At 69.2% G+C, this 22,461-nt stretch carries 17 protein-coding genes; 11 read left to right on the top strand and 6 right to left on the bottom strand.

Annotated features, from left to right (window positions below; all coding sequences use genetic code 11):
* Positions 1 to 51: 51 nt before the first annotated feature.
* From E1218_RS10965 to E1218_RS10950, 4 genes are read right to left on the bottom strand one after another with little or no spacing between them, the layout of a single operon-like run.
* The gene (locus tag E1218_RS10965) at positions 52 to 1,098 is read right to left on the bottom strand and encodes a hypothetical protein (protein WP_132318911.1); all 1,047 of its coding nucleotides are present in this window, start codon (positions 1,096 to 1,098) and stop codon (positions 52 to 54) included.
* Complete coding sequence (locus tag E1218_RS10960; RefSeq protein WP_132318909.1) at positions 1,098 to 2,342, bottom strand: hypothetical protein; 1,245 nt, start codon at positions 2,340 to 2,342, stop codon at positions 1,098 to 1,100. Before E1218_RS10960 ends, E1218_RS10965 begins: the two co-directional genes overlap by 1 nt.
* Positions 2,339 to 4,036: a hypothetical protein gene (locus E1218_RS10955; RefSeq protein WP_233712153.1), complete on the bottom strand. Its 1,698-nt coding sequence runs from the start codon at positions 4,034 to 4,036 to the stop codon at positions 2,339 to 2,341. The genes E1218_RS10960 and E1218_RS10955 overlap by 4 nt, the downstream gene beginning before the upstream one ends.
* 59 nt (positions 4,037 to 4,095) lie before the next feature.
* Positions 4,096 to 6,471, bottom strand: coding sequence for a hypothetical protein (locus E1218_RS10950; protein ID WP_233712152.1), 2,376 nt, complete (start codon positions 6,469 to 6,471; stop codon positions 4,096 to 4,098).
* A gap of 80 nt (positions 6,472 to 6,551) precedes the next feature.
* Here E1218_RS10950 and E1218_RS10945 point away from each other — a divergent pair, with 80 nt between their 5' ends.
* The 5 genes from E1218_RS10945 (at position 6,552) to E1218_RS10925 (ending at position 12,683) form a co-directional block, all read left to right on the top strand.
* Positions 6,552 to 8,852: a hypothetical protein gene (locus E1218_RS10945; protein WP_233712151.1), complete on the top strand. Its 2,301-nt coding sequence runs from the start codon at positions 6,552 to 6,554 to the stop codon at positions 8,850 to 8,852.
* 79 nt (positions 8,853 to 8,931) lie between these two features.
* On the top strand, positions 8,932 to 9,669 hold the full coding sequence (locus E1218_RS10940) for a class I SAM-dependent methyltransferase (protein ID WP_132318905.1): 738 nt from the start codon (positions 8,932 to 8,934) through the stop codon (positions 9,667 to 9,669).
* Positions 9,670 to 9,760: 91 nt separating this feature from the next.
* Positions 9,761 to 10,744, top strand: a complete 984-nt coding sequence (gene pseB / locus E1218_RS10935; RefSeq protein ID WP_132318903.1) for a UDP-N-acetylglucosamine 4,6-dehydratase (inverting) — start codon at positions 9,761 to 9,763, stop codon at positions 10,742 to 10,744.
* Positions 10,744 to 11,868, top strand: a complete 1,125-nt coding sequence (gene pseC / locus E1218_RS10930; protein ID WP_132318901.1) for a UDP-4-amino-4,6-dideoxy-N-acetyl-beta-L-altrosamine transaminase — start codon at positions 10,744 to 10,746, stop codon at positions 11,866 to 11,868. The genes pseB and pseC overlap by 1 nt, the downstream gene beginning before the upstream one ends.
* Before the next feature lie 83 nt (positions 11,869 to 11,951).
* A complete protein-coding gene (locus E1218_RS10925) occupies positions 11,952 to 12,683 on the top strand; it encodes a cytidylyltransferase domain-containing protein (RefSeq protein WP_132318899.1) in 732 nt (243 codons plus the stop codon).
* A 42-nt stretch (positions 12,684 to 12,725) separates the two neighbouring features.
* Here the strand turns inward: E1218_RS10925 and E1218_RS10920 are convergent, their stop codons facing one another.
* Positions 12,726 to 13,478: an N-acetyltransferase gene (locus tag E1218_RS10920; RefSeq protein ID WP_132318897.1), complete on the bottom strand. Its 753-nt coding sequence runs from the start codon at positions 13,476 to 13,478 to the stop codon at positions 12,726 to 12,728.
* A gap of 12 nt (positions 13,479 to 13,490) precedes the next feature.
* On the bottom strand, positions 13,491 to 14,486 hold the full coding sequence (locus E1218_RS10915; RefSeq protein WP_132318895.1) for a glycosyltransferase family 2 protein: 996 nt from the start codon (positions 14,484 to 14,486) through the stop codon (positions 13,491 to 13,493).
* Positions 14,487 to 14,614: 128 nt separating this feature from the next.
* Between E1218_RS10915 and E1218_RS10910 the strand changes: the two genes are divergently transcribed.
* The 6 genes from E1218_RS10910 (at position 14,615) to E1218_RS10885 (ending at position 22,301) form a co-directional block, all read left to right on the top strand.
* Positions 14,615 to 16,864 (top strand): hypothetical protein, encoded by a 2,250-nt coding sequence (locus tag E1218_RS10910; RefSeq protein WP_132318893.1) that lies wholly within the window; start codon positions 14,615 to 14,617, stop codon positions 16,862 to 16,864.
* A 98-nt stretch (positions 16,865 to 16,962) separates the two neighbouring features.
* Positions 16,963 to 18,381 (top strand): hypothetical protein, encoded by a 1,419-nt coding sequence (locus E1218_RS10905; protein ID WP_233712150.1) that lies wholly within the window; start codon positions 16,963 to 16,965, stop codon positions 18,379 to 18,381.
* On the top strand, positions 18,381 to 19,193 hold the full coding sequence (locus tag E1218_RS10900) for a hypothetical protein (protein WP_132318891.1): 813 nt from the start codon (positions 18,381 to 18,383) through the stop codon (positions 19,191 to 19,193). Before E1218_RS10905 ends, E1218_RS10900 begins: the two co-directional genes overlap by 1 nt.
* A 120-nt stretch (positions 19,194 to 19,313) precedes the next feature.
* Entirely contained in the window at positions 19,314 to 20,201 is an 888-nt protein-coding gene (locus E1218_RS10895; RefSeq protein ID WP_132318889.1) for a class I SAM-dependent methyltransferase, read from the top strand.
* Between the two features lie 97 nt (positions 20,202 to 20,298).
* Positions 20,299 to 20,640, top strand: a complete 342-nt coding sequence (locus E1218_RS10890; protein ID WP_132318887.1) for a DUF485 domain-containing protein — start codon at positions 20,299 to 20,301, stop codon at positions 20,638 to 20,640.
* Between the two features lie 11 nt (positions 20,641 to 20,651).
* A complete protein-coding gene (locus E1218_RS10885) occupies positions 20,652 to 22,301 on the top strand; it encodes a solute symporter family protein (RefSeq protein WP_132318951.1) in 1,650 nt (549 codons plus the stop codon).
* Positions 22,302 to 22,461: the final 160 nt, after the last annotated feature.

Below are 22,461 nucleotides of genomic sequence, written 5' to 3'. Positions count from 1 at the left end.
GACCGATCCCCCGGCGGGGGCCGACATCACACCTGACGCCGATCCGCACCGTCATCCCCCGGCCGTACCAGGTCCGCCAGGCGCGCCGTGCACGTGACTTGCGTTGACAACGGCCCCGTCGGACAGCACCCGGACGTGGTCGAGATCCACCAGACCGGCGTCCTCGATGACGATCGGGCGGCGTCCTTCCCGGGGCGCACGGCCGTGAACCACGAGCGGCAGGGTCCGGACCGTCACGTCGCGCACGACGAGGTCGGTGTACGCCCGAGTGGTGACGGTGCCATCGACCTCGCTCCGTCCCCAGCCCGCGACGCGGATGGCGTAGAGGTCACCGCACCAGCCGATGTCACAGCCGCGGATCGACAGGCGGCGGTTGATGCCCGAGTCGGCACCCTTCTCGTGGTACCGGTCGGTGTTGTCCCCGGGTAACAACCGGAATCCGATCTCGACCCGCTCGCACCGCACGTCCCGCACCTCGACATCGTGTACCGAGCTGAGACAGAACGCCTCGAAGGCGTCGTGCACCCGCAGCCCTTCCACCTGGAAGTGGTGCGGGTGCAGCGAGTGCCCGGTGATGTCGTTCACGGCCGCGCCGACGGCACCCCAGTGCGCCATCACGGCGGTACCACCCCCGTGCACCTCGACGTTCGCGATTCGCGCGGCCCGGACAGCCCCGATCAGCGTGATGTTGTTCGCCGGACACCGCGCGGCACGCCGGATCACCACTCGTTCCACGGTGATCCGTTCGATCCACTCCGGCTTCTCGGTGTAGAAGTACCGGCCGATCGTGATGGCGGTCCACTCGGCCCCGTCGTGCGGACCGGGCGTGGCGTCCGGGAGCTCGAGGGTGAGGTCGGTGACCGAAACGCCCGATCCGAGGACATGGATCAGCGGCGCTTCCTCGGCCTCCCGCCGCCACAACGTCGTACCGGAGCCGCACAGGCGCCAGGAATCGGTGAGTACCAGCCCTCCGGTGATCGGGTAGGAGCCTGTCGGCAGGAAAACGCGGCCGGGTTCGGAGTCGTTCAGCAGACCTCGGAGCAGCGCGCCGTTCTGATCCCCGTCGCCAGTGAGTCGCGGCCGGTATTCGGCGACCATCAGGACTCGGTCTCGACGAGATCCCAGCGCACCGTCTTGTCGTCGACGCCCGGCACCCCGCGGAGGCTCGCCGGGTCGATCGACAGCCGGACCAGCGCCGGGACCCTCAGTGGACCATCGGTGACGATCTCGATCTCCGCTCCCGCACGTGCCCGCACCTGCACGCCGGGCGTCGCACCGGATCCGATCCCGGCCAGCTCCACCTGCACGAGGTTCCGGCTGACCAGGTCGGCCATCACATCCGCGAGGGGGTTGCGCGCCGAGGCCCGCGGAGCCGAAAGGGAAGCGCTCAGCCAGGCGGAGCGGGCGGACATCCGCCGCTTGGCGGCTCGCCGAAGTCTGCGCTGAAGACCTGCCGCCCGCCTGCGCATTCTGCGCGCAACCGGAACGGCGGCCACCGGGACGACCCAGCGGGCGGCCCGTTTGGCCCTGTGTTTGATCCTCTGCTTGGCGTCGCGCGACGTGCTCGGCCGGCTGTCGATCGGCTCGTCCACCGGGTCGACGAGCGGCGCGAACTTGGTCCGGGGCCCTGGCAGCACCGGTGCCACCAGAGTCGCGCGAGCGATCCAGCGCCTCGGCTCGTCGCGGTCGCCCGGATTGGCCACGAAGTACCCCGCGCCGAGCGTCAGTCTGCCGTCTTCCGGGTCGGACGGCAGGGTGCCGGTGGAGACCAGGCCGAGCTCGCGATCGCCGTCCACCTCGGCGAACTCGATCAGGTCCATCATGATGCCGACCGAACCGGCCGGCACGGCGGGTGCCCACTCCGGCCGGCCCGTGTCGATGCTGATCATCTCGAAGACGAACAGTCCTTCAACAGTCAGCTCCTCCGGCTGCAGATCGAAGCAGACGAGCCCGGTCGCCGCTCGGCGGAAATCCACCTCCGGCCGGATCAGCAACGCGGCGCCGCGGGTCTTGCCCTGCGCGCGTACCAGCACCAGCCGAGGCGCACCGGCACCACGGATCGGCCCCGGCGTCAGGATCCGTTGTTCCCACCAGCCGAGCGACATGCTGTCGAAGCGGAAATGCGCGGTGACCCGGACCGGACGGCCGGTCGGCCGGACCTTGACGCCGAGCAGTGCCGGCGAGGCGATGAAACGACCGATCACGGCGTTTCCGCGAACCATCTGGTCGACCGTGGTCAGCTCGGGGGCCGCCCCGGAGCGGAGTTCGCCTGGCAGCGCCAGCGGCTCGATCCTCCGATCGAACGCGGTCTGGAAATGCGGAACGGTGAAGGTTCGGGTCACAGCTCGCTCACTCCTCCCAGCGCCAAGGCGAACTCCTGCGGCGGCAACGTCATGTCGATGCGGGTCAGGAAAGGCTCCTTTCGGACCCACATCCGGCGAACTGCGGTGAAGGCCGGGTCGGCGTCTGCCTCGACGTGCCGCATCGACACCCTGACGGCGCGCAGCAACGGCTGGGTCCGGCCCATCTCCCACGGCTGTACCAGTTGGGTCGGGACATCCGCACCGCTGCGGTAGAACCACGCCCAGAGCCGGGCACGCTCGATCTGCTCCTCGGTGATCAGCGGGCGCCCGGCCAGTATGCTATCGATCGATTCGTCCAGCCGCTTCCAGTAGTCGCCGGCGTCGTCGGCCACGATCGTGAATCCGCAGTTGCTCCACTCCGACCAGCCCGCCTGGATCGCCGGGATGCCGAAGGCGGGCAGCTCGTTGCTGATGCTGCCGCGGACCGTGACGCCGAGGTCGACCAGGCTCCACATCACGTTCTTGCTCAGCTCGAGGCTGGGCAGGAAGACCAGCCGCGAGCCGGCGAGCCGCTCCTTCAGGCTGTCGAAGAAACCGGTCGAGTCGTACAGGTTCTGGTTCGGGTGGTCGAGGAACAACCAGTTCACGTCCGCACGCTTGGTCGCGTAGTCCGCCGTCGCCTCGTACCAGGCAGCGAGGTCGTCGAAGATCTCGACGTTCGTCCGGGGCGCGTCGGAAATCGCGTGGTTGAACACCGCGACCACCGGCTTGTCGGGGTCGAAGCCGAACCGCGCCAGCGCGTGCTCGCGCAGCGACAGCCGATCCTCGGGGGTTTGCAACTCGATCGCCGCCATCGCGCCACCACGCCACCACGCCGGCCGCCCCCAGTCGCCCTTGACTCGCCAGGCGCTCAGCTCGGCGCTGGAACGCAACCGGTCCCGGTTCGACCAGACGTACTGCTCGAAGAACTCCCCGATCTGATGGGTGAGCTCGGCCCGGAAGGTTGCCGCACCACGCCGCTTCTCGGGGAAGAGCGCATACGCCTTGAGGGTGCCCGTGCTCTGGACGTGCACCGTCGGCACGTTGAACCGGGTGGCCGTCTCGACCGCCAGCCCCCAATGGTTGTAGTCGACGTGGCTGGTCACCAGCGCGACCGGGTCGAGGCCGGCGAAGAGCGCATCGTAGATGTTCGAGAACTGCTCGCTCCGTTGCCGGACCTCGGCGTACTTCGCGCCGGCGCGGATCTCGTCGGTCACCCGCGGGACCTTGAGCACCCGGCTGAGTGTCGCGCGGACGATCTCCTCCAGGACGGCCGGCTCGATGCCCGACCCGGTCACCGGCAGGTCCTTCCCGGCAACATGCAGATCGCCAGGCTCGCGGTCGGCGATCCGGCTGTCCACCAGGTCGTGGATGTCGATCACGTCGACCGCGCCGTACGCGCGCGAGATCGCCGACAGCACCTCGGAGTCGAAGAACGTCCAGAGGATCTCGTTCCAGTCGTCGTCCGCGCCGGTGAAGACGACCAGCTGGGCCGGGATGAACCGCCGCAGGACGTTCGCGACCGTCAGGTTACGCAACGTGACGCGAATGTCCTGGCTCATCGCCTCGACAAGGATCACCCGCTCCCCACCCGGAAGCCGGTTCCGTTCCCAGAACTCGTTGGCCGTCGTGCAGAACTGCGGAAACTCCACAGTGTCCGTGAGACTTTGCTGAACCTGGATCTGGGCTGTCACCACAGAGTTATACCAATTCCAGGGCCTGCGGTCTGTCGGCGCGTGATCGACTCGGTCTTTCACGGCTGGGCGATGTCGTAGATCCTCACCCGGGAGTCCTGGTGGCGGAGCACGGCAAAGTCGCCCAGCTTCGGCGAAGCCGGCCCGGCACGGAGGTCCGCGTAGATCCAGCGCACGCCGTACTCCGACCGCAGGCGCGTCACCAGGTGTGCGGTCGGGGCGGCGAGGACCCGGCTGACGAGTTCGACCCGATCCGGCCACGGCGAGGGCTGGACGGTGTACTTCCGGCCGTCCACACCGTGCGTTGCCAGCGCCTGCTGCGTGTAGGCCCACCCTTCCAGCAGCGTCCGGCGTCCGGCGACACCGCTGACGATGTAGCCCCGGGCGTCGCATCCGGGCGGCTTCGCACCAGCCGGCCGGCAGAAGGTGTTGGTGGCCACGACATCCTCCGGCGAGGAGTTGTCCGCCAGCCATCGTGCCGCGGCGACCTCGTCGGGGTAGACCCGCCAGAACTTCGACTCGTAGCGCCCTGATCCGGGCCTGTCACGCGCCGACCAAGCATCCGCAGCGGTCGTGCCGATCGGCAGTCCGATCACGACGAGGATCGCGAAAGCAGTTCCCAGTCCGGTCAGTCCCGGCCGCAGGCGTTTCGCCGGCAGCCAGACCGCCGTCACCAGCACGGCGAGTCCGGCAGCCGTCAGCAGCGGCCGGGCCAGCACTTCGATCTGAGCGGCCCGCGTCCCGGTGGGGGATTGTCCGACCAGGTCCGCGCACACCGCGATCGCGGCACCTGTGGCAAGCCCGGCCAGGCCGACGCGCAGTATCGTGCGCCGGCTACGGCCACGGACGCCGGCAGCGATCAGCCAGCCGGCGGCGGCTGCAGCGAACGGTGAGCCGGAACGAAGGAAGTAGTACTGGCTCGCGGACGGGTGATCCACCCAGCACAGCCCGAGCCAGGCGGCGGCCAGCGCGCCGACCAGCCACCAGGCAACCGGGTCGCGCCGCACTGCCTTGACCGTGCTCAACGCGAGGCCGGCCAGCAGGCCGGCATGCGCGAGTGCCAGTGCAGCGAGCGTCACCACGGCCCCTGCCAACGCAAGGTGGTCGCCGGTCAGAGAGGGAAGCAACAGACCGCCTGTGCCGGCCATCGAACCGTCACCTGTGGCCCCGCGATAACCAGGCTGGTGCTTCGCGATTGCCAGGAACTGCACATTGGAGCCACTGGTGCTCCCTGTCACGGTAAGCAGCGTCCCGACAGCGACTGCGACCAGCAGTGTTCCGATCAGCACGGACCGCCAAGGGACCCGACGGTCCCGCAGGAGCAGGAACAACGCCGACAGCCCCACTCCGCCGAGCAGGATGGGGAGTACCGTCGGCTTGGACCCACCGCCGACGACGGCCACGGCCACCGCGAGGACCCAGACACCTCTGCCGCTGCCGCGACGGAGTGCCCCGATGACGAAGCAGGCTGCTGCGGTGGCGACCAGCGTCGCCAACGTCTGCGAAGGACTGAGCAAGCTGACTGGGCCGATCGGGTCCACCTGGGGCCAGGCAGGCACCAGGAAGCCGAGGTGCGGTACGACGAAGCTGACGCCGACCAGGACTCCGGTCCACCAGACCCGGCTCACCTGACGAGCCAACGCCGCGCCGGCCAGCAGGGCGGCGAACGTCACCGGCACCATCCACAACCGGTACAGCACGAGGATCGGTGACAGCCCGGTGATGTCGACGGCGCCCGCCATGTCGGCATTGGGAAACCAGTGGTACTCCAAGGCCTCTCCCGCCGCCTGCGGCAGTTGTGGCGGGATGCTGCGGAGCAGTTCGTTCACCATCGACAGGTGGTACAGCAGGTCGGGATAGTACGAGACGCCACGAGGCGGTGGCACGTGATCCGCCATCAGGCCGAGCGTGATCGCGAACGCGAGCAGGCTCAGGCAGATCGACAGCGCCCAGGACCACGCCATCGGCAAGGGCTCGGGCTCGGCGATCCGCCAGTGCTGCCGCAGCCTCGGCACCAGAGCGAAACACAGCAGGATCACCACGGGCCAGACGACCAGGGCCTGCTGTCCGCCCAACCAGGTGAACAGAACCCACCCGGCAAGCTGGTAGGCGATACCGACCGCTGCACCCAAGCCGGCGTCCTCGGCCCAGTTGCCGGTGCTGCGCCACAACGCCCGCATCAACAAGACGCCGGGCAGGACCACGCAGACGACGAAGTAGACGGTATAGCGGACGATCGCGCCGAGCGGCACGTCGATCGCGAGCAGCCCGGCGACCGAGGCAAGCAACGTGAACAGCCACGGCAGTTGCGTGATCAGCAATCTCCGGACCTGGGACACCGGGCCCGGCTCCGCGGACCCTGCGCCGATCGTCGTGAGAGATCGAGTCCGCGCCCGTTCGACCACGGGCACATCCAGGTGGTCCGATTCCCGCATCTTCCCTCCGGCTCTCGGGCTGACCCTACCGGGCCCCGTTGCTCGCCCCAGGCGGGAGGCAACCGTGCTGGAATGAGCGGGTGACCACCGCACAGTCAGGCGCGACGACGATCCCCCCACCGGGACCATCCGTTGTCACGCGTCCTGGCTCGTCCGGTCCGGCGATCGTCGGCCGGCTTGTTCCCTGGTTGTTTCCGGTGGTCGCCGGCGTCGGCGGGCTGCTTGTGATCGACGTGCCGTTGGCGGCCGTGCTCACCTATTCCGTCTACTTCGGCTGCTGCGTCGTCCTGCCCGGCGTACTGCTGCTGCGGGCCACGTGGCGAAGCACCGGAAACTGGGCCGAGGACGTCGGGTTGGGTGCGGCGGTCGGGATGGCCCATCAACTGCTCGGCTGGGCGATCTTCACGGCTCTGGGGCTGCAGTCCTGGCTGGTCGTCTGGCCGTTGCTTGCGCTGGCCACCTTTGCGGTGCTGCCTCGGCTGCGGCAGTGCCGGCGGATCGCGGCACCGGCTCCGCTGCCGGTGGCGTGGTCTTGGGGGCTGGCGATCTGCGCGACCCTGCTGGTCGCCTTCGTCACCTTCACCTCGATGTCCGATCACAAACCGCCACCGGACGGTACGTCCTACTACCAGGACCTGCTGTTCCACCTGTCGATGGTGCACGAGCTGATGAGGTCGATGCCGCCGCAACTGCCGCAGGTGGCCGGTGAGCCGCTGGAGTACCACTGGTTCGCGAACGCCGACATGGCCGGCGCGGCGGACATCACTCGGCTCTCGCCCGCCTTGGTGTACTTCCGGCTCTGGCTGCTGCCGCAGGCAGTTGTCGTGCTGCTCGTGTGCGCGGCGCTGGCCCGGCAGGTCGGGAATGTGTGGTGGACCGGAGTGCTGGCCGCACTGATCGTCGTGCCGACCGGATCCGCGAGTCTGCTCAGCCCTTCCACGACCTTCAGCCTCGTCACCGGAACCGCGGCGGCGGTCTTCCTCGTCGACGCCCTGTTCCGTCGCACTGGCGGCCGAGGCGCTTGGGTGCTCGGTGCGGCGCTGGCGGTCGTCGCCGGTGGATCGAAACCGTCGACCTTGCCCCTCCTGATCGGCGCTGTCGGACTGGCCGCGCTGTTCGTCCTGATTCGGGACCGGAAGCTGCCGTGGCGTTCGGTCAGCGCGGGCCTGATCCTGGTGCTCGCCATGCTCGGCACCTTGCGCTTCGTCACCGGCGGCACCAGCGGATCAGGATTCCAGTTCCTGGCCATCGCCAGGTTCCAGGCGCACTACCGCGAGATCACCGGCGACCTGTCGTTGCGGGGCACCGGCGGCTTGCTGCTGCCGTCACTGACCTCAGGTGACTCGACGGCGATCGCCGGAGTCGCGGTCATGCTCGGACTGATCCTGGTGTCGTCCGCCGGACTGCTCACCGGTTGCAGCCTGCTTCTGGTCCGGTCGACCAGGCGCGATCCGGTCGCCTGGTTGCTGGTCGGAGCCCTCACGGCCGGCTGGGCCGGCATGCTGCTGGTCAATCACCCCTCGGGAGGCCAGCAGTACTTCCTCCGCACCGTCGTGCCGTTCGCAGCCGCCGCGGCGGCTTGGCTGGTGGCGGTCGCCTTCGAAGGCCGCAGCCGCCGGACCATGGTGCTGGTCAGCGTGTCCGCACTGGCGCTGGGCGTCGTGTACAACGAGGTCACGCAACCAGCAGCGCTTCCGTCCGGAGCTTCCAGAGTGGCTCAGGTCGAGGCGCTCGCACGGCCACTGATGGAGATCGCCGTACTGACAGCGCTGCTGGTCGCCGGCTGGCTGCTGACGAGGCGCCGCTGGGCCGGGCATCGTGGACTCGGCCTGGCCGTCCTGGTCCTCGTGGTGACAACGCTGTCTCTCATCGATCTGGCCAGGTACTCGTACGTGGCCCTCCGGACGGACAGTGACTACCGTGCGGCCAGCGCACTGGTCCATCCGGACGAGCAGGCGGCCGCGCTGTGGCTCGAGGCGCACGCCGCGGCGTCGGACGTGGTGGTCACCGGCAGTTGGTGCCTGTCAGCCGGTCCCCGGGAACCCGGTTGCGATGCGCGGGGGTATCTCGTCAGCGGGATGGCAGGGCGCCGGACCCTGATCGAGGGCTGGGCCTACACTCAGCGGGCGCTGGCCACCAACGGTGCCGACGGCAGGATGTACTGGGCCCAGCCGTCGCCGTGGCCGGATCGCGTCCGGCTCTCCCTCCAGGTCCTGACGGCGCCGACCGCAGAGGTGCTGACACAGGTCCGGCGGCAGTACGGCGTACGTTGGATCTACGCTGACCGGCGCGAGGGGCCAGTGTCCACGAAGCTGGACGAACTGGCAGTGCTGCGCTACCAGGACGGCGAGGTCAAGATCTACGAGGTCGGTGCCCGCTGACGGCCCGCGGCGGGGCGACACGGTCACGTGATTGCTCACGCGCTGGTGTCGGGCCCTGCCCAGACGCCAAGCTGTGGCTATGGAAGCAGCGGAGATCCGCAAGCTCGCCGCGCTCGAGGACAAGCACTGGTGGTACCGCGAGCGACGCACAGTGCTCGCCCGGTCGCTCGACGCGCTCGTGAGGTCCGGCGAGAAACCGGGCCGGGCCCTCGACATCGGCGCGGCCGGTGGCGGGAACACCCGGGTGCTGCGGGACCGGGGATGGGACGCCACGGCCCTGGAGTACGGCGAGGAGGGGGCGACGGTCGCGTGTGGGCGCAACATCCCGGTGATCCGCGCCGACGCGGTCGCGCTTCCGGTGGCCGACGAGGCGATGGACCTTGTCGTCGCGTACGACGTGCTGGAGCACATCGAGGACGACAAGTCCGCGGCCCAGGAGATCGCCCGGGTCCTCCGGCCCGGTGGCACGGCCTTGGTCGCCGTACCGTGCGACATGGAGCTGTGGAGCGAGCACGACACCGCCGTCGGACATTTCCGCCGGTACGACCGGGATGGTCTGCTGAGCTTGCTCGCGTCGGCTCGCCTGCGGATCGAGGAGGTCAGGTCGTGGAACGTTCTGCTCCGGCCGGCGGCGGCCTGGCGGCGGAAGAGGAGTACTGGCAGTGACTTGGACGACCTGTCCCCCCTCCTCAACTTCGGACTCAGCGCGGTCATCGCCGCTGAACGGTACCTGCCTGTCGGCAGGCTGCCCGGCGTTTCGGTGCTGGTCCGCGCCCGGCGGCCGGATCCGGCCGGGGGTCGTCGTGCAGACCACTGATTGAGGCCTCTGCGGGCCAGGCGGCTATCGTAACGAATCTGCGCACCGTGCGCCCCGACCCGAACTGTCCTCACGAAGGGCCCAGAACGACGTGTCCATCCTGACCGGCTCCGACATCCTCGTCACCGGAGGCACCGGCTCCTTCGGCAAGACGTTCATCCGCTACGCGCTGGACAACCTCGACCCGCGCCGGATCATCGTGTTCAGCCGGGACGAGCTGAAGCAGTGGGAGGTCCGTCAACTGTTCGGCGACGACGCCCGGCTGCGGTTCTTCATCGGCGACATCCGCGACAAGGACCGGCTGGACCGGGCCATGCACAAGGTCGACTACGTCGTGCACGCGGCCGCGCTGAAGCAGGTCGACACGGCGGAGTACAACCCGTGGGAGTTCGTGAAGACGAACGTGATCGGCTCACAGAACGTGATCGAGTCCAGCATCGACACCGGGGTGAAGAAGGTCGTCGCGCTGTCCACCGACAAGGCCTCCAGCCCGATCAACCTGTATGGCGCGACCAAGCTGACCGCCGACAAGCTGTTCGTCACCGGCAACCACTACGCCGCGTCGTACGACACCCGGTTCTCCGTGGTCCGGTACGGCAACGTCATCGGCAGCCGTGGCTCGATCATCCCGAAGTTCAAGGCGCTCCACGCCGAGGGCAAGTCGCTGCCGATCACCGACCTGCGCTGCACCCGGTTCCTGATCACGCTGCCGCAGGCCGTGCGGTTCGTGATCGACTCCTTCGAGCAGATGCAGGGCGGCGAGCTGTACGTGCCGCGGATCCCGTCGGTGAAGATCACCGACCTGGCCCAGGCGATCGCGCCCGGCGCCTCGCTGCACGACGTGGGCCTGCGGCCCGGCGAGAAGCTGCACGAGGAGATGATCAGCCCGGAGGAAGGCCGCCGCGCGCTCGCGATCGGTGAGCGCTACGTCCTGCAGCCGGACCTGGCGACCTGGGGTTACACCCCGCCGGCCGACGGCATCCCGGTCCGCGCGGGCTTCCACTACACCTCGGACAACAACGACCAGTGGTACTCGGTCGAGGACATCACCAAGGTCCTCGAGAGCGACGTCTGATGCTCCCGTACGGCCGCCAGTCCATCTCGGACGAGGACGTCGAAGCCGTCGCCGCGATCCTGCGCGGTGACTGGCTGACCACCGGCCCGACCGTCACCGCGTTCGAGACCGCGGTCTCGGAGCTGGCCGGCGGACACCGCGCGGTCAGCTGCACTTCCGGCACGGCGGCGCTTCACATGGCGTACGCCGGACTCCGGATCGGCCCCGGCGACGAGGTCGTGACCACGCCGATGACCTTCGTCGCGACGGCGTCCTGCGCCGCGATCATGGGCGCCGAGATCGTGTTCGCCGACGTCGAGGAGGATACCGCGCTGCTCGACCCCGCGGCCGTCGAAGCGGTTGTCACCGACCGCACCAAGGTGATCGCGGCCGTCGACTACGCCGGCCATGCGGCCGACTACGACACGCTGCAAGCGATCGCGGACCGGGCCGGCGCGAAGACACTGGGCGACGCCGCGCATTCGGTCGGCGGGTTCTACAAGGGCCGCCCGGTCGGCGACCTGGCCGACGTCACCACGATGTCGTTCTTCCCGACGAAGAACCTGACCACCGGTGAGGGCGGCGCGGTCGTCGCCAAGGACCCGGCCGTCGCTCAGCGGGTGCACGAGTTCCACTTCATCGGCCTGGTCCGCGACCCGGCCCGGTTCCAGATCACCGACGAGGGCCCGTGGCATCAGGAGGTGCACGAGTTCGGGGTGAACTACCGGCTCACCGACGTCGCCTGCGCGCTCGGTCTGTCCCAGTTGAAGCGGCTGGCCGGCTTCACGAAGCGGCGCAGTGAGATCACCGCGCGCTACAACGAGGCGTTCGAGCCCGTCGACGGCGTCCGGACCCCGGCTCAGCGCGACTACGTCGACCCGGCCTGGCATCTGTACCCGGTCCGGATCCTGGGTGGCCGCCGCCGGGAGATCTTCGAGGGACTGCGGGCCGCCGGTATCGGCGTCCAGGTCAACTACATCCCGGTCTACTGGCACCCGGTGTTCGCGAACGCCGGTTACAAGCGCGGGATGTGCCCGAATGCGGAGCAGTACTACCGCGAGGAGATCTCACTGCCGATGTACCCGGACCTGACCGACGCCGACGTCGATCGGGTGATCGAGACCCTGACGAACCTGGTGTCCTGAGTCGTGACGATCGAGCACCCGTCATCCGGCAGGCACCGCAGGCGCCGCCGGCCGGCAGAGATCCTGGATACGAAAGCGGCTTCATGACGATCGGCATCATCACCCAGGCCCGGGCGACCAGCACCCGGCTACCCGCGAAGGTCCTGCTCACCGCGGGTGGCAAGAGCTACCTGCACCACCACCTGGAGCGGCTCACCCGGACCGGCCTGCCGGTGATCGTGGCGACCACGACCAACCCCGACGACGAACCGATCGTCGAGCTGTCGACCGAGCTCGGCTTCCCGGTGTACCGCGGCAGCGAGCTCGACGTGCTGTCCCGCTTCGCGGGCGCGATCCGGGAGCACGAGCTGACCGGGGTCGTCCGGGTCACGTCCGACTGCCCGCTGATCGACCCTGCGGTCGTTACCGAAGGCGTCGAACGGTACCGCGCCGAGAACGCCGGCAACGTGTACGTGTCGAACTGCCTGACCCGGACCTACCCGCGCGGCATGGACTACGAGGTCTTCTCCGCTGCCAGGCTCCTGCAAGCCGACGAGGTCGCGACGCTGCCGGTCGACCGCGAGCACGTCACCACCTACCTGCATCAGAACCGGGCGGGCGACATGCGGTTGGTCAACGTTCCCTGGGACGGCGGCGACGGGTCGACGTACCGGCTGACGCTGGACACCGAGGACGACCGGAAGTTGCTCGGCACCCTGATCGAGGAGTTCTCCGCGGAGAGGCTGGACTGCGCCGAGCTGGTCGCGCTGATGGACGCGCACCCGGAGCTGGCGGCGCTGAACGCGCATGTCGAACAGAAGAAGCTCAACGAGTGACAGCGCGCCACCCTGGTGCTACGGAATGATCCCCGCAGCGCCTTACCCAGCGGCGACGAGGTGGACGGTGAGCAGGCTGTGCACCGGCTCGAAGCCATAGCGAGCCCACACGCGCTGGATGCCCGTCTGGTGGGCCTGTGCGGAAACCACCAGCCGCCTGGACGTGCAGGCATCCTCGATGCCGGCGAGCAGGTGCCCGTACCGGCCCCGGCCCTGCTCTGCCGGTACGACGCCGGCCAGCTCGATCTCGGTCCAGGAACGCCGCTGGTCGATCGCGGCCAGCGCCAGCACCCGCCGGTCGGGACCACGCAGCACCACCGCGCCGGTGTCTGCGATCCGCCGCCGCCCCCAGTCCTGCCGTCCGGCCAGCGCGCGGGCGCGGTCGAAAACCGGGGTGGCGCAGTAGTGGTTCCCGGAGTCGCCGAAGATGTCCGCGACCACATCGTCCACCAGCTCGTCGTCGGCCGACTCCTCCACCCGGGTGGTGAACCCGGCCAGGGGCGCAGGCCGCTGTCCCTTGCCCACCGCGAGAGACCAGTACACGACCGTGTCGGCCAGTAGCGCCTGGCGCGGACCGCTCGCCAGCGCAGAGAACCAGGTCGTGTCCCGCGCCGGGTAGCGCAACACGATGACGTCGGCCGTCGACCTCTCCACCGCCGCCAGCACCTCGGCCAGCGGCGTACCTGCCGAGGCGGACACCGACATCCGGTCGATCGAGACGCCGAACCGCTTCGCCGCCTCCACGGACGGCCGCACGGTCAGTTCACCGGCCTCGAGTGCGTCGTACCAACTCATCAGGCACGGAGCTTAGGGCATGTCCCTCGCGGGTGCCTCGACCGACTCGGTGACGGTGTGGTGGCCGGGGTCTTCGAGGCTGTCGTAGCCGACGAGGAACTGCGGCCGGCGCTGGCTGGACTGGAACAACCGGGCGACGTACTCACCCAGCAGACCCAGACACAACAACTGGATCGCACCGATCACGCTCACCGCCAACACCGTCGACGTCCACCCCGGGACACTCCGGCCGGTCAGCTTGATGACCAGCGCAGCGACCACGAACAACCCCGACAACCCACCCCCCAACAATCCCAGCCAGGTCGCCAACCGCAACGGCGCCGCCGAGAACGCGGTCAGACCGTCGAATGCCAGCCGCACCATCTTCGACACGCTGTACTTCGTCGCCCCCGCCGCTCGCTCCGCCCGCACGAACGTCACCTCGGCGCTGGGGAACCCGAGCCACGGAATCACCAGCCGGAACACCCGGCCGTCCTCGGGCAGCGCGTTCACCGCATCCACCACCCGCCGCGACACCAGCCGGAAATCACCGGCGTCGAACGGAATCTGCTTACCCACCAACCGGCACATCAACCGGTAGTACATCCGCGCCGTCGTCCGCTTCGCCCACGAATCACTCGACCGATCGGATCGCACGCCGTACACGACATCGACATCCCGTTCCCGTGCCGTCGCCAGGAACTCCGCGATCACCTCCGGCGGATCTTGCAGATCGGCATCGATCGTGACGACGAACTCACCCCGCGCCCGCTGGAACCCAGCCGACTGCGCGGCCTGATGACCGCTGTTCCGCAGCAGCCGCACCACCCGCAACTGCGCCCAGTCCTTCGCCGCCTCCAGCAACAACGCCGCAGTCCGGTCCCGGCTGCCGTCATCCACCACGACCAGCTCGTAGGAAACCCCAAGCCCGTCCAGCAACGGGTGCATCCGCTCGAAGAACATCGGCAGCACGTCCTCCTCGTCGTACATCGGCACGACGACGGAAAGCACGGGTTGATCGGTACGCATAAGAGACCTCCGTTTTCGGAGACTACTCGCAAGAGCGCCACCTTGCTGCGGGAAACGCACGCTCTGAACCATGATGCGGTGACACTGCGCATTCGTGACGCGACAGGTTTCACATTAGTCTTGCCGCCATGCGCGCGAGGGCGAGGCGGCGGGGGCCGCGGACGGCGGGTCCTTCCCTGTCCGGCCTGTCGGCCGGTCTGGCTGTCCTGATCCTGGCGGTCGCGCTGCTGCTCCAGCATTCGACGGTCGGTGAGGTCGGCCGGTTCGTGCTGTTCACCTGCTTCGGGATCGCGCTGCCCGGGTTCGCGCTGTGGCGGCTGATCGGGGGCTACGGGCGGAACCTGGTCGAGGATCTCGCCGCCGGCTTCGCGGTCGGGACCGCGGCACAGATCATCGTCTACCTGGCCAGTGCCTCGGTCGGGCTGCAGGCCTGGTCGTGGGCCTGGGCGCCCGTGGTGCTGGTGATCGTGGTCGCGGACCGTGACGTGCGGGCGAGGGTACGGCGCCCAGTCGACGTACCACTCAGGCCCCTGCAGGCCTGGCTGCTCGCCGCGGCGACGGCGATCGTCGTGCTGGTGGTCTACAGGCGGGGACCGGGACAGTTCCTCCCGGCGTACACGGATCCGCTGCGCTCGTACCCGGACCTCGCCTTCCAGCAGGCTCTGGCCGCCAGCGCGAAGTACGACGTACCGATCTCGACACCGTGGCTCGGTGGCGAGCCGATGAAGTACCACTCGTTCTTCCACCAGGCGACCGCTGCGACGGCCTGGGCGACCCGGGTCGACCTCACTGACCTGATCCACTCCCTGACCTGGCTGCCGTTGTTCCTGGCCGGTTGCGGACTCGTTTTCGCGCTGACCACCCGGTTCGCGCCGAACGCGGAGTCGGGGGCCACCTGGGTCGGGCCGCTCGCCGTACTGATCGCGGGACTCGGCGGTGCCGTCCAGCCGCTGGCCGATCAAGGGCTGGGCGCGGTCTCGACGGCGGTTGCGGCGTACTTGAGCCCGACGCAGAACCTGGGCGTCGTGATCGCGCTGGCGCTCTGTCTTCTGGTGGTGGACCTCCTACGTGCGGACCGGCCACGCAGCCGCTGGGTGTTGGTGATCCTGCTCGCCCTGGTCGCGGCCGGCGCGAAGTCGACGATCCTGCCGTTGCTGGGCTGCGGGTTCGCGTTCGCCTTCCTCCACCTGGCGATGACCCGCCGCAGCACGCGTACGGCGCTGCTCGGCGGCGCGCTGTCCTTCGCGATCTTCCTCGCGGCGCTGGTGGTCATCTTCGGCGGCAGCACGTGGGGCACGGAGGTGAAGCCGTTCCGGACGTTCGTCCAACTGCCGCCGTACTCGATGCTCGCGACCGCGGATGTGCCGCACTCACACCTCGTCTCGGCGGTGACGACCTTGCTGAGCTGGGGTCTCGCGGCGTCGGGGACGGCATTCCTCGGCCGACCTCGTCGTTCCTGGACAGAGGGCCGCGATCCGGCGACGGTCTTCCTGGTCGGGTTCTGCGCCGGCGGACTGGCGGGGGCGGTGCTGACCACCCAATCGGGGCTCAGTCAGATGTACTTCCTGCTGACCGCTTTCCCGGTGGTCGCCGTACTGGCCTGTGTGGGCCTCGCGAACCTGGTCGCGCGGCTCGGCGACCGGCGTGCGGTGGTGTTGGTCGGCGTGGCCGGGCTGCTTGGTCTTGTGGCCTGTGCGGTCGCGCGGACGGCGTCGGCCGACCTGGCCGGGATCACCGGCCCATGGCTGTGGACAGGCGCCGGCCTCATGGCCGTCGCGGTCGTGGTCGCCGTTGCCTGGAAGCTGCTGCGGCGGCCGGGAAGCGCTCTGGTCGCGTTCCTCGCTGCCGGGGTGGCGGCGAGCATGGTCGGCGCAGCGCTCGTCCCGCTCCAGGCTCTGGTGTCGGACTCGGCATCGAAGCTGGTCTTCGCGCAGCCTCGCCGGGGTGGGGCGACCGCCGCGGAGGCGGGCGCGGCGCGGTGGCTGCGGCGGAACAGCGATCCCGGCGACCTGATCGCGACGAACGCGCACTGCATCATCAAACGCGCCGGGTTCTGCGACAGCAGGCACTTCTGGCTCGCCGCGCTGTCCGAACGGACCGTGCTGCTCGAGGGCTGGTCGTACTCGAACCAGGCCAACCGGATCGCGGTGAGCACCGGCAGCAGCCCGAGCCTGATCCCGTACTGGAATCCCACCGAGCTGGCGGCGAACGACGCTGTCTTCACCGCACCCTCACCGGAGGCGGTCGAGCGCCTGCGCAAGGTCGGCGTTCGCTGGCTGTACGCCGATCATCGCGCCGGCAAGGTCTCCGCCGAGCTGCGCGAGTACGTCAGTCTGCGGCACGCCACCCGGGATGTGACGATCTACGAGATCACGTGAGGCCGAGCAGGGCGTCGGCGACCCGCCCGGACCTCGTCGCCGAGGTCGACCGGGGTGATCGAGACTCTGCCGAAGCTGGTTCGCTAATGTCATCTGATATGACCCGATCGATCCTGGTCGGCGGTGAGATGCTCAGCTGGTCGGATCTGCATCCGGTCGACGCCCGGCCGGCGGCCGGTGGAGCCGCCGCCCGAGCACTCCTCGCCGCCGCACTCCTGCCCGGCGACTCCGTGCTGGTCGCCGGACCGCACGAGCTCGGCCTGATCACCGGCATCGCCGCCGGTGTCGCCTCGGTCGACGTACTGGTCCGCTCCGCGCCGGACGCCGAGGAGATCGCGGAACTGCTCGAAAACACCAAGGGCCAGGTCATCTGCGGCTCGCTCGATCGCGTCACGTCCGACGACGTGTACGACGTCGTCGTCGCGCTGGACGGGCTGGATCGGCTGGTCGGCCCGGACACAGCGAAGCTGACGTGGTCCGGCACCCTGGCCCGGCTACAGGCACGGCTCGCTCCCTCGGGACGGCTGCTGCTCGGCGCGGCGAACCCCTTCGGCGTCGAGCGATTCCTCCAGCCCCCGGTCTCCGCCGCACTCCCGCGGAACGAGGACTGGGCCCGCGATCTCGATGACACCGCACCCGCCGGCCACAAATCGCTGGTCAGCACCCTGGAAGCAGCCGGTCTCGAGATCAGCCGGACCTATGCGGTGTTCCCGTCGCTGGTCGAGGCCGATGTCGCGTTGAGCTCGGTCGACCACCTCGGCGCCGTGACCGCCGCCAGGACCGTTGCCCAGCGCAACTCGGGTCCGACGCTGATGGATCCCTACCGGCTGGTCGTCGACGCGGCCGCAGCAGGCCTCGCCGTCGAGCTGGCACCGGCTTGGTACGTCCTCGGCGGCGATCTCCCCGACGTACTCCCGGCGACCGCGGTCCCTGCCGGTGCGGGCGTCCTGCTGGAAGAGCACCTGCTCGCCGCCCTGAAGGTCGACGACCAGGCGGTGGTACGGCGGACGATCACCGAGTACGTGAACTGGCTGGTTACGCAGGACCAGCCGGCGGCAGCGATGGCCGCCCCGGACAACGTAATCCTCGACGGGACCTCCTACCGGCTCTTCGGTGACAGTGATCCGGTGGACGCCCACGGCGAGAAACTGGTCGTCGCGCACCTGGCCCGCTTCGCCCGGCGCTCGCTGGAAGGTGGCTCACGGCAACCATGGCCGGTCGGCGGGGATGTTCGCGAGCTGACGGCACGGCTCGGGTCAATGGCCGGAATCACGGTGACCGGAGAGCTTTTGCCGTCACCCGAGCTGGTGCGGCCGCTCGGCAGTGCCGAGCAGTTGGCCACGGTCGCGCGGATCGCGGAGGAACTGGCGGAGGCGAACGCGCGGGCGATCCTGTTCGAGGGACAGCTGAGCGGGATCCGCCGATCGCGGCCGTACCGGGTGGGGCACGCCGTTCTCAACCCGGCCCGGGTGATCGTCCGGCGGGCGCGGCGCATCCTGCGGAAGGTCGTGCGCTGATGCATCATGCCAACCACTTCTACGGGCACGCGGACATCATGGCGTCGTACGCGGGACTCGCTGAAGCGCCGCGGATCTGGGGATACCTCCAGCACGGCTGGAACATCCTGGACGGGTTCGCCCACGGCACCGCGTTCGCGCCGGGGATGCCGAAGTTCGTCTGGTCCGACAGCGTCCGGCGGCGCGGCCACTCACTGGGTCTGCGGAACTACTCCGTGATCGGCTCGGTCTGGCTGTACCTGCTGAAGGTGCATCCTGAGCTGGCCGCCCCCGCGAAGGGTGCCGAGGGCACCATCTTCTATCCGTTCCACGGCTGGGAGGGCCAGCACGTGCTCGGCGACCACGGCCGGATCGTTGCTTCCATCAACCAGCACGAGACCGGGCCGGTGACCGTCTGCCTGTACTGGAACGAGTACGAGAAACCCGCGATCCGCAACGTCTACAAGGACGCCGGGTTCCGGGTCATCACCCACGGTTACCGGGGACTGCACTGGCGCCGGACCGACGCCAAGTTCCTGCTCAGACAACTGCGCGAGCTGCGCAGACATCGGCGCGTCGCCTCCAACCGGCTCAGCTCCGCCGTCCTGTACGGCGCCTCGCTCGGCCTGCAGCCCGGGGTCTACGGCGACCCGATGGTGCTGGAGAACGAACACCCCTCGTTCGGCGGCCAGGCGAGGATCAAGCGGCTGTGGCCCGAGCTGGACCAGCCGTTCGTACCGCTCGACATCGCCCGTGAGTTCACCGACACCGAGCTGGGCGTCGACCACCTCGCCTGCCCGGCCGAGATCCGGGAATTGTTCCGGTGGAACTGAAGATCGGCGGGTCGCCGGGGCGGCCGCGCATTCGGAGCCGACGCTCGACGCGCACATCCAACAGAAGAACCTCGGCGAGTGACGACGCGCCAGCCCGCCGCTACGGCATGATTTAGGGTGATGACCACCGATGATCCAGCACCGGAGCCGGCGACCGGCCGGGACACGCCGGACAGCGGCGCGACCGGCCGCGCCGACACCAGCAGCGGCCCGGCTTCGAACACGGCCTCGGACGCGATCCGGGCGACGTCGTTCGGCGCCGTCGCGGCCGCGTACGACGCGGCCCGGCCGACGTTTCCCCCCGAGGCGCTGACCTGGATCCTCGGTCCGGGCCGGCTGCAGATCCTGGATCTGGGCGCCGGCACCGGCAAACTCGCGGCGGTCGCGGCCGGGCTGGGCCATGACGTGGTCGCGGTCGACCCGTCCGAGGAAATGCTGAGCGTCTGCCGCCGGCGGCCCGGGATCGACACCATGGTCGGCGCGGCCGAGTCGATCCCGCTCGCGCACGCCTCGGTGGACGCGGTCGTCGTCGGCCAGGCGTTCCACTGGTTCGACCACTCCCGGGCCTTGCCCGAGATCGCCCGGGTGCTGCGGCCGAACGGCGTACTCGGCCTGCTCTGGAACAACGCGGACACCGTCGTCCCCTGGGTCCGCCGGATGATCCACGCGATGCAGGGTGACGACGTCGGCGGCGACCGGTTCGACCCGATGCCGATCCTGCTGCAGTCGGACCTGTTCGCGACCGTCGAGACCGCGCGGTTCCGGCACTGGCAGGATCTCGACCGCGCAGCCCTGCGGCAACTGGCCCTGTCGCACTCGCGGATCGCCGTACTGACCGAGTCCCGCCGGGAGGCGGTGCTGGACCAGGTCGACGCCATCTACGACTCCACCGCCCGGCCGCCGGAGCCGCTGCGGATGCCGTACTTCACCGGCTGTTACCGGACGCGCCCCAGCGACGTGGCGAACTACCGCCGGACCCTCGACGCCCCGGTCGCGCCGCACCTCTGAGTTTTCCGTCAACGTTTTGGTTGCGGTGGGTCACAAACGCGCCACCAGGGGCTAACGTGCACGTGTTTGTGTCCAATGCCGAGGGGAACTCGAACTCATGGACGAGGATGTTGTGCGCGAGCGGGATGCCCGCGCCTACGATGCCGTGCACGAGGCGTCCGACTTCACCGAACTGAAGCGGCGCTACCGGAACTTCGTCGTGCCGTGGACCATCGCGTTCATGGCCTGGTACCTGGCCTACGTCGCCTGCAACAACTGGGCCCGCGACTTCATGGGGACCGAGGTGATCGGGAACGTCAACGTCGCCCTGCTCTTCGGGCTGCTGCAGTTCCTCTCGACGTTCGTGATCGCCGCCCTGTACGGCCGGTTCGCGAACCGCAAACTCGATCCGCTCGCCAGCGGCCTGAACGCGAAGTACAAGAGGGAGCGCCGCCGGTGAACGCGCTGACCATGCCCATCGCCGTGCCCGCTCTCGTCCCGCTCGCCGACGCCGAGCCGGGCAACCGGGCACTGACCATCTCGCTGTTCTCCGCGGTCGTCGCCGTGACGCTGTACATCACCTGGTGGGCGTCCCGGCAGAACAAGAGCGCGGCCGACTACTACGCCGGCGGCCGCTCCTTCAGCGGCGCCCAGAACGGCCTCGCCGTCGCCGGTGACTACATGTCCGCGGCGTCCTTCCTCGGCATCTCCGGCTCGATCGCCCTCTACGGGTACGACGGCTTCCTCTACTCGATCGGCTTCCTGGTCGCCTGGCTGGTGGCGCTGCTGCTGATCGCCGAGCTGCTGCGGAACTCCGGCCGGTTCACGATGGCCGACCAGCTGGCGTTCCGGATGAAGCAGCGGCCGGTCCGGACCGCGGCCGCGACGTCGACCATCGTGGTGTCGATCTTCTACCTGCTGGCCCAGATGGTCGGCGCCGGTTCGCTCGTCGGCCTGCTGCTCGGCGTCACGAACGAGGGCCTGAAGGCCGGCGTGATCATCCTGGTCGGCGCGCTGATGATCATCTACGTCACCATCGGCGGCATGAAGGGCACCACCTGGGTGCAGATCGTGAAGGCCGTGCTGCTGATGGCCGGCACCATCCTGATCACCTTCCTGGTGCTGCTGAAGTTCGACTTCAACCTCTCCAAGCTGCTCGGCGCGGCCGCCGAGAGGTCCGGCAAGGGCGACGCGTTCCTGCAGCCCGGCCTGCTGTACGGCAAGGACCTGGTCGGCCAGATCGACTTCCTCTCCCTCGGTCTCGCCCTCGTCCTCGGTACGGCGGGTCTGCCGCACATCCTGATCCGCTTCTACACCGTCCCGGACTCACGGTCCGCGCGCCGGTCGGTGCAGTGGGCGATCGGCCTGATCGGGGCGTTCTACCTGATGACGCTGGCGCTCGGGTTCGGCGCGGCCGCGCTGCTGGACACCGCCAAGGGGTCGGCGGTGGAGGTGTCGAAGGGCAACGTGGCCTCACCACTGCTGGCGGAGTCGGTGGGTGGTGGAGCCGGCTCGCTCGGCGGGTCGATCCTGCTGGCGCTGATCGCCGCGGTCGCGTTCGCGACCATCCTCGCGGTGGTCGCCGGACTGACGCTGACCTCGGCCTCGTCGTTCGCGCACGACCTGTACGCGAACGTGATGGCCAAGGGCCAGGTCTCGGAGAAGAACGAGCTCCGGGTCGCCCGGTTCGCCGCGATCGGCATCGGTGCGGTCGCGATCGGGCTGGCGATCCCGGCGCAGCGGCTGAACATCGCGTTCCTGGTCGCGCTGGCGTTCGCCGTCGCGGCGTCCGCGAACCTGCCGGCATTGCTGTTCAACCTGTTCTGGAAGAGGTTCAACACCTCCGGCGCGGTCTGGAGCATCTACGGCGGTCTGATCGCGGCCGTGGTCCTGGTGTTCTTCTCGCCGGTCGTGTCCGGGTCGCCGGCGTCGATGATCACCGGCGCGGACTTCTCCTACTTCCCGCTCTCGAACCCGGGCATCGTGTCGATCCCGGTCGGCTTCCTGTGCGGCGTACTGGGCACGTTCCTCGGTCGCGACCGGTCGAGCGAGTCCCGCTACAACGAGCTCTCCGTCCGCGCCCTGACCGGCGCCGGCGCGGAGGGACCGGCCAAGCACTAGCAGCGTTCGGCCCCAGGGCCGTGGCACCGGCATCCGCCGGCGCCACGGCCCTTCCCTGTCCGCTCGCGAGGGGTCGTGAACCGTTGACGCCCGCGCTGCCGTGCCGTAACAATGAGCCAGCGTTGCGCAAGAAATTAGCAAACTAGAGAAACTTGTGGAC

Source organism: Kribbella turkmenica (assembly GCF_004348725.1).
Lineage (GTDB): Bacteria > Actinomycetota > Actinomycetes > Propionibacteriales > Kribbellaceae > Kribbella > Kribbella turkmenica.
The sequence above is the reverse complement of the archived record's forward strand: the minus strand, read 5'-3'. Positions and strand labels throughout refer to the sequence as shown.